The 2,173-nt window shown below is 57.9% G+C and carries 2 protein-coding genes; one reads left to right on the plus strand and one right to left on the minus strand.

Features of this window, described 5'->3' with window-relative positions:
- A partial coding sequence (locus AACR77_RS04520; protein ID WP_042880008.1) for an amidase family protein occupies window positions 1-790 on the plus strand: 790 nt, incomplete at its 5' end.
- A 54-nt stretch (window positions 791-844) separates the two neighbouring features.
- Here the strand turns inward: AACR77_RS04520 and AACR77_RS04525 are convergent.
- Window positions 845-1,993 carry a hypothetical protein gene (locus tag AACR77_RS04525; protein WP_139739627.1) on the minus strand — a complete coding sequence of 383 codons (1,149 nt, stop codon included), beginning with the start codon at window positions 1,991-1,993 and terminating at the stop codon, window positions 845-847.
- Window positions 1,994-2,173: the final 180 nt, after the last annotated feature.

Genomic DNA, 2,173 nt, shown 5'->3' on the forward strand with positions numbered 1-2,173 from the left:
CATCGGCGGCCCGACCGGTCAGCGCATCCATACCCGTCCGTCCGTGATTGCCCTCTGGGAAGAGGCGCGCAAGGCGCTGGAAGCGGCGGGCGCCGAGGTCATCGAAGTGGACTTCCCGCTGGTCTCCAACTGCGAAGGGGACCGACCCGGCGCGCCGACCGTGTTCAATCGCGGCATCGTGAGCCCGGAGTTTCTCAACGACGAGCTGTGGGAGCTATCCGGCTGGGCGTTCGACGACTTCCTGCGTGCCAACGGCGATCCCAAGTTGAACAAGCTGGCTGATGTCGATGGGCCGAAGATCTTCCCCCACGATCCGGGCACCCTACCGAACCGCGAGGGCGATCTGGCAGCGGGCATGGACGAGTACGTCAATATGGCCAAGCGCGGCCTGAAATCCTGGGACGAGATCGCCACAGTGCCGGACGGCCTGCGTGGGCTGGAGCAGACCCGCAAGCTGGACTTGGAAGACTGGATGGACGGGCTCAAGCTCGACGCCGTGCTGTTCCCGACCGTGGCCGACGTCGCCCCGGCTGACGCAGACGTGAATCCGGCCTCCGCCGATATCGCCTGGAGCAACGGCATCTGGGTGGCCAACGGCAACCTCGCCATTCGCCACCTCGGCGTGCCGACCGTCACCGTCCCCATGGGCGTGATGGCCGATATCGGCATGCCGGTTGGCCTGACCTTCGCCGGTCGCGCCTATGACGATAACAACCTGCTGCGCGTCGCCTCGGCCTTCGAGTCCACCGGCAGCAAGCGTATGGTGCCGCCGCGCACGCCGCCGTTGTAACCGGTCTGAAGCATGATGGGGCTAGCGTGCTTAGAACTAGCCCGTCATATGGGGTCAGGTTACAGAATCAAGGAGGCGTGCGCCTATTGGCACGCCGTTCTTCAATTGCAGCAGCACTTGCTGCTCGGATGAATCAAAGAAGGTCCGGAACAGCAGTTGTGTGCCCTGAAGTCCTTGCTCCAGATCGTTGTTCAGTGCTTGCAATTGCTCGGTGAGTTGACGCTTCTGATGATCGTTGGCTGAGGTCAACGAGCCGCTCATGGCCATCTTAGCGTTATAGATTTGGCAGCTTTCCTCAGGGACAGCCTTAATTGAGGCTAGTTCTGCTAACGCCTTTGCGGCCTGTGCACGGTAGCGGGTCAAGGGATTCTGTTTGTGTAGAAGGGCGTAAATGACGACACGCAATTGTATTGCCTGTAGGTAGCTCTGCACCCAACTCTGCATGCGCTCTAGGCTCGCCAGCAGTTCGCTCCTAGCCGTGTCGCTTTTGAACAGTTTTCCAGTTCCCTGCTCTTTGGCTTTTTTCTGTTCATCCGCAATTTTATCCCTGAAGTACTTTTCCAACTCGCCTTGGTCTACCAGTCGGCTCTCCAGATGGTGCTGAGCACAGGTGTCGATACCATCAGTGTGAAGGTGATCCAACAAGCCCTGGACGTAGTCGAGCAAGCTCATCAACTTGTGTTTTCTTAGGTTTTCCAGATCTCCTTGGACTTCGTCCAACTGACGTTTTATGGCGGTTAGTTTCTCACTGATGTCGTGCAAGTGTTTCTGCCCGACGGCCGAAGATAGAACGTTCCAAGCTACACCGTTGATAAGCACATTCTGTAATGCGTCCGGTCCGAGCAGGTGGGCGTGTTCCTTGATGCGCCCGCCCTCGGTGACCCAAGCGCGTAGGGTATCGCCTTGGCTGGATTTGGTCAGTGTCTCGATAGGTAGGCTACACAGTACGTAGTTACTGCCAGTCAGCTCAGCCAAGGCGGCGAGGCCGGGGATATTCGATAGCAAGGGGCTGAGTGAGTCGACTTGATCTGCTGGTAGTGGCCGACCTCTCGTAGAAGGAGGGTTATCGAACAGTCGGATACTCATCAGCTTGTCACCATCTTCGCTGCTCAGGATTAGGTCTTGAGTTAGCGATGAGGAATCAGCTTGATGCTGTAATGCCTTGTGTGCTGGTGCCATCTGGCGCAGACGTATCCAGCCCATCTGCGCGACGAAGGGCACGGTAATACGGTAGGCCTCAGCAGCGGTGCTGTGTACGTTTAGACCCGCTTTAGCGATCAGCCCAACATAAGTAGCGCCGAGCTGGGCAATGTGTAGTGGTCAACTAAATCCGGACACACTGTTAAGCCGATTTTCGGCCTCTGCTGGCGGTATCCCATCATT

This window comes from Aeromonas sp. ZOR0002, from assembly GCF_963866995.1.
Taxonomy (GTDB): Bacteria; Pseudomonadota; Gammaproteobacteria; order Enterobacterales; family Aeromonadaceae; genus Aeromonas; species Aeromonas caviae.